Raw genomic sequence first — 5,319 nt, 5'->3', positions numbered from 1 at the left:
AGGCCGGTGCGCTGCGCGGGCGGGGCATGGCCTGCGGCGTCCGCAGGGGGGCCCGCGTCCGCCACGGCGGATGCGGCTTCCTGCCGCTCCTTGGCCATCTGTTCCACCAGTTGCTGGCGGCCTTGCCGCGCCACGGCGATGAACTTCTCCTGGTTCTTGTGGTGCGGGTACATGCGGTTGGCCAGGTCGATGTTGTGTTGGCGGAACCGGTCCGCCACGCGCTGGGCCTCTTGTGCCGGCAGGCCCATGAGTTCCAGCACCGTGCGGGCGGTCTTCAGGCTGGACTCGAACAGCTCGCGCTCGACGTGCTCCACGCCCAGATCGCGCAGCGCGTTCCAATGGCTCATGTTGCGGGCGCGGGCCACGATTTTCAGCTGCGGAAAGTGAGCGCGCGCCAGTGCGGCGATCTTGACGGACTGGCCCGTGTCGTCCACCGCGATGACCAGGATGCGGGCCTGCGCGGCCCCTGCGATGCGCAGGAGCTCCAGCCGTGTGGCGTCGCCGTAGAACACGCGGTAGCCGAACGTGTGGGCCACCTCCAGCATCTCCACGCTGTGGTCCAGCACGGTGGTCGGAACGGCTTGCAGCAGCATGGTGCGCGCGACGATCTGCCCGTAGCGCCCGAAGCCCGCGATGATGACCGGCGCCTCCTGCGGCTCGAAGATCTCGGCCGCGGCCGGCACATCGGTCTTGAGCCGCGCATAGCGGCGCAGCAGCACGCGGTCCAGCAGCACCAGCAGCAGCGGCGACAGCAGCATCGACAGCGCCACGGCGCCGATCAGCAGCGACGCGGTTTCGGCCGGCAGCGCGCCCGCCGTCGATGCCGCCTGGAACACGACGAACGCGAACTCGCCGCCCTGCGCCAGCAGCAGCGTCATCACGGGCCGCTCCTGGTACGGCGTGCCGGTCACGCGCGCCAACGCGTAGATCACCACGCCCTTGATGACCAGAAAGCCGAGCAGCACCAGGGCCATCAACCCGGGCGAGCGCATCAGCACGCCGAAGTCGATGGACATGCCCACGGCCATGAAGAAGAGCCCCAGCAGCAGGCCCTTGAAGGGCTCGATATCGGCCTCCAGCTCGCGCCGGTATTCGCTGTCGGCCAGCAGCACGCCGGCGAGGAAGGCGCCCAGCGCCATCGACAGGCCCACGATGACCATCAGCCAGGCGATGCCCACCACCAGCAGCAGCGAGGCGGCGGTGAAGATCTCCGGCGTCCTGCTCTTGGCGATCCAGCGCAGCACCGGGCGCAGCAGTAGCCGCCCGCCCAGCACGATGCCGCCCACCACGCCCACGATCTTGGCCGCCTCCAGCAGCAGGTCGGGCGTGGCATGGGGCGCCGCGTCGGCTGCGGCGGCCGCACCCAGCAGCGGCAGCAGCGCCAGGATGGGAATGGCCGCCACGTCCTGGAACAGCAGGATCGAGAACGCCTTCTGCCCGCTGTCGGTGCGCATCAGGTTGCGTTCGTTCAGCGATTGCAGCGCGATGGCCGTGGACGACAGCGCCAGCCCCAGCGCGCCCACCAGCCCCACGCGCCACGGCAGGCCGCAGGCCCACGCCGCCAGCCACAGCAGCGCCGCGCACCCCAGCACCTGCGCGCTGCCCAGCCCGAAGATCGGGCGCCGCAGGCTCCACAGCCGGCTGGGCTGCAGCTCCAGGCCGACGAGGAACAGCATCAGCACCACGCCGAACTCGGCGAAATGCAGGATGTCCTGCACGTTGCTCACCAGGCCCAGGCCCCAGGGGCCGATGGCGATGCCGGCCGCCAGGTAGCCGATGATCGCCCCCAGCCCCAGCGCCCGCGCGATGGGCACGGCGAGCACGGCCGCGCCCAGGTAGAGGAAGCCGTAGGTGAGCCAGGTGGGTGCGTGGGCCATGGAGAAAGAATGGGGTGGAGAGAGAGGCGGTGAAAGGGACCTCGGCAATTTTGCATCGGTAAGATCGGCGGCTCCCGATCCTTTCATCTTCTTTCCTTTCTTTTCCGGCGGACCCATGGACCTGCACACCTGGCTGGCATTTTTGGCGGCGGCTTGCCTCATCGCGATCTCGCCGGGCTCCGGCGCCGTGCTGTCCATGAGCCACGGCCTCACCTACGGCGTGCGAAAGACGGGCGCCACCATCCTGGGGCTGCAACTGGGGCTGCTGCTGATCCTGGTGATCGCCGGGGCGGGCGTGGGCTCGCTGCTGCTGGCCTCGGAGACGGCGTTCAGCGCGGTGAAGATCCTGGGCGCGTGCTACCTCATCTACATCGGCATCGCCCAATGGCGCTCGGGCGATGCGTCGTCCCTGCCGGGCGGGGAGGCCGCGCCGGCCGGCCCGTGGCAAAAGCGCTGCCTCACGGGCTTTCTGACCAACGCCACCAACCCCAAGGGCATCATCTTCATGGTGGCCGTGCTGCCCCAGTTCATGACCGACACCCGCCCGCTGTGGACGCAACTGCTCGCCATGGCGGCCACCATGGTGGCGGTGGACATGGCCGTCATGCACGGCTATGCCGCGGGCGCCAGCGCACTGCGCCGGCTGCTGCGCAACGCCCGCGCGGTGCGTGCGCAGAACCGCGTGTTCGGCGGCCTGCTGATGGCCGTGGGCACGGGGCTCTTCTTCGTCAAGCGCGGGGCCCAGCACGGTTGAATCCATTTGCTATTAAAAATATAGCAATATGCCCTAGTGGAATATGCGCTGGAGGGGTTTTTGACTCATACTCCCCAGTCTGGCCCCGGGCGGCGCTACCATCGCCCCCGCCAACCCAACTTTTGACACCCAGGAGGCGTGCATGCCAGTGATCGCAGTGGCCAATCCCAAGGGCGGCGTGGGCAAATCCACGCTCGCCACCAACATCGCCGGCTATTTCGCCAGCCAGGGCCACGCCGTGGTGCTGGGCGACGCCGACCCGCAGCAGTCGTCCCGGCTGTGGCGCGGGCTGCGGTCCCCGGCCGTGCGGCCCATCGGCGACTGGCCGGTGCAGCCCGACGCCATCGGCCGCCCGCCCAAGGAGGCCACCCACGCGGTGCTGGACACGCCCGCGGGCCTGCACGGCGCGCAGCTCAAGTCGGTACTCCAGCTGGCCGACAAGGTGATCGTGCCGCTGCAGGCCAGTGTGTTCGACATCTTCGCCATCCGGGGCTTCCTGGACGAGCTGGCCGAAAGCCGCCATGCGGCGAACGTGCAGATCGGCATCGTCGGCATGCGGGTCGATGCCCGCACCATCGCGGCCGACAAGCTGGGCGAGTTCGTCGAAAGCCTGGGCCTGCCGGTACTGGGCCGGCTGCGCGACACGCAGAACTACATCCATCTTGCCGCGCAGGGCCTGTCGGTCTTCGACGTCTCGGCCAGCCGCGTGGCGCGCGACCTGGAGCAGTGGCAGGGCATCTGCGACTGGCTCGACCAGTAGGCCGGCGCGCGCGGCTGTCGCGCGCCCGACAACGCGCACGTCCCGCCCCGGCCTAAAGTGCACGCATGAAAACCTTCCAGACGTATTCCGAAGTGGCCGCCTGCGTGGGCAGCGAGGTGGCGGTGACCGACTGGATCACCATCACCCAGGCGCAGATCGACCAGTTCGCCGAGGCCACGGGCGACCACCAGTGGATCCATGTCGATCCCGAGCGTGCGGCCCAGGGCCCGTTCGGCGCGCCGATCGCCCACGGGTTTCTCACGCTGTCGCTGATTCCGCGGTTCTTCGAATCGGCGTTCGCCATCGCCGGCGCGCGGATGGGCGTGAACTACGGGCTCAACCGCGTGCGCTTCACCTCGCCCGTGCCCGTGGGCAGCCGCCTGCGCGCGCGGCTCACGCTGCAGGCCTGCGAGCCCGCCGCGCCGGACGGCATCCAGATGACCTGGCTGGTCACCATCGAGCGCGAAGGGTCCGACAAGCCCGCGTGCGTGGCCGAGTCCCTGGCGCGCAATTACGGCGCCGCGCCCTGAAGGCGCCCCATGAAAAAGGCCCGCAGGGCGAACCTGCGGGCCTTTTTTTCGGGGAGGGGCTGGGCCGGTCGCAACCGGCCGGGCCGCCGTGCGATCAGATCAGTGGTCGCCGCTGACCGTGTTGCGCGACTTCGCGGCCGCCACGGTTTGCGCCTGCACTTCCTTGCGGGTGACGACCGTGGCGTTGCCGGAGACGGCCAGGGGCGCGGGCACGTCGTACCAGTCGCCGGCGCGGGGCAGGGTGCCGTTCTGGCGGGCGGCCACCAGGTCGGCCACGACGGCTTCACGGGTCAATGCGCTGGAGGCGGCGACAGGGGCGGGATAGTCGGAGCCGTCGCCTTCCACCCCGGCGTGGGCGGCGAAGGCGCTCAGGGCGATGGCGGCAGCGGTGGCGAGAGTGCGGTAGTTGTTCATGATGGTGTCCTTCATTGGTTGGTGTTTCCGGGCAAGGCTGGTCTTGTTGGGGGCCGGTCTTGTCCTGCCTCGGTGGGTCCGCCTTCAGGCTTTCTCATCGATGGGTTGAACTGTACGCAGGGTTAACCCTTTGAAAAACAGCACTCTTGGCAATGAATAATTAACGAAATTGAAATAATCGCGGCCCTTGAAACGCCGTCATTCCTGCAATGGATAGATTGCTGACGATGCGCGTGTTCCAGTCCGTGGTGGACGAAGGCGGCTTCGCCGCGGCCGCGCGCGCGATGGACCTGTCGGCCGCGGCGGTCACCCGGCTGGTTGCCGACCTGGAGAGCCACATCGGCACCCGGCTGCTGCAGCGGACCACGCGCCGGGTCTCGCTCACCGATGCCGGCGAGGCCTACCTGGCCCGCGTGCGCACCATCCTGGCCGACGTGGAGGAGGCCTTCGCCGCGGCCCAGGCCCACACCTCGGAGATCGCCGGCGTGCTGCGGCTGCACGCGCCGCCGGTGCTCGCGGTCCACATCCTCGCGCCGCTGGTGGAGGGCTTTCACCGGGCGCATCCCCGGGTGGTGCTGGACATCCATGTGGACTCCTCGCTGGAGCCGCCCATCGGCGATTTCGACATCACGCTGCTGAGCGACGACGCGGTCTTCGGCGCCAACGTGATCACCCGGCCCATCGTGCGGTCCGACAGCGTGGTGTGCGCCTCGCCCGCCTACCTGCGGGACCACGGCATGCCGCAGGTGCCGCAGGACCTGGCCCGGCACCAGTGCCTGCTGCGCCGGCGCAGCGACACCAAACCCGGGGTGATGCGCCTGTTCGATCCCCTGCTGGGCCACCGGGCCATCGACATCGAGGTGCAGCCGGTCTGCGTGACCAACCACATCGAGACCCTGCTGCGTGCTGCGCTGGATGGCGCGGGGCTGACCTCGCTACCAGTCGATCTGGCTGCGCCCTACCTGCGCAGCGGGCAACTGGTGC

General features: G+C 69.2%; 6 protein-coding genes. 4 read left to right on the top strand and 2 right to left on the bottom strand.

Annotated features, from left to right (window positions below; all coding sequences use genetic code 11):
* On the bottom strand, positions 1 to 1,877 hold a 1,877-nt coding region (gene kefC, locus AC27KI_RS18010), incomplete at its 3' end, for a glutathione-regulated potassium-efflux system protein KefC (protein WP_487115074.1).
* Positions 1,878 to 1,992: 115 nt separating this feature from the next.
* On the opposite strand from kefC, the gene AC27KI_RS18005 reads away from it, so the two are divergent.
* From AC27KI_RS18005 to AC27KI_RS17995, 3 genes are all read left to right on the top strand, one after another.
* On the top strand, positions 1,993 to 2,631 hold the full coding sequence (locus tag AC27KI_RS18005; RefSeq protein WP_284393355.1) for a LysE family transporter: 639 nt from the start codon (positions 1,993 to 1,995) through the stop codon (positions 2,629 to 2,631).
* Between the two features lie 142 nt (positions 2,632 to 2,773).
* Positions 2,774 to 3,391, top strand: a complete 618-nt coding sequence (locus AC27KI_RS18000; RefSeq protein ID WP_317356288.1) for a nucleotide-binding protein — start codon at positions 2,774 to 2,776, stop codon at positions 3,389 to 3,391.
* A gap of 65 nt (positions 3,392 to 3,456) precedes the next feature.
* Positions 3,457 to 3,921 (top strand): MaoC family dehydratase, encoded by a 465-nt coding sequence (locus tag AC27KI_RS17995; protein ID WP_284393360.1) that lies wholly within the window; start codon positions 3,457 to 3,459, stop codon positions 3,919 to 3,921.
* Between the two features lie 99 nt (positions 3,922 to 4,020).
* On the opposite strand, the gene AC27KI_RS17990 is transcribed toward AC27KI_RS17995, so the two are convergent.
* Positions 4,021 to 4,350: a DUF4148 domain-containing protein gene (locus tag AC27KI_RS17990; RefSeq protein WP_487115071.1), complete on the bottom strand. Its 330-nt coding sequence runs from the start codon at positions 4,348 to 4,350 to the stop codon at positions 4,021 to 4,023.
* 194 nt (positions 4,351 to 4,544) lie between these two features.
* On the opposite strand from AC27KI_RS17990, the gene AC27KI_RS17985 reads away from it, so the two are divergent.
* Positions 4,545 to 5,319, top strand: a 775-nt coding sequence (locus AC27KI_RS17985) for a LysR family transcriptional regulator (RefSeq protein WP_487115069.1), incomplete at its 3' end; no start/stop codon positions are given.

Source organism: Acidovorax sp. KPB24-03, from assembly GCF_057546605.1.
This window is presented reverse-complemented; position numbering and strand designations above follow the sequence as displayed.

What these genes read in the sequence shown, in the direction of transcription:
- AC27KI_RS18005 (WP_284393355.1), top strand. Translation starts at nt 1,993, where the DNA reads ATGGACCTGCACACCTGGCTGGCATTTTTGGCGGCGGCTTGCCTCATC.
- AC27KI_RS18000 (WP_317356288.1), top strand. Translation starts at nt 2,774, where the DNA reads ATGCCAGTGATCGCAGTGGCCAATCCCAAGGGCGGCGTGGGCAAATCC.
- AC27KI_RS17995 (WP_284393360.1), top strand. Translation starts at nt 3,457, where the DNA reads ATGAAAACCTTCCAGACGTATTCCGAAGTGGCCGCCTGCGTGGGCAGC.
- AC27KI_RS17990 (WP_487115071.1), bottom strand. Translation starts at nt 4,350, where the DNA reads ATGAAGGACACCATCATGAACAACTACCGCACTCTCGCCACCGCTGCC.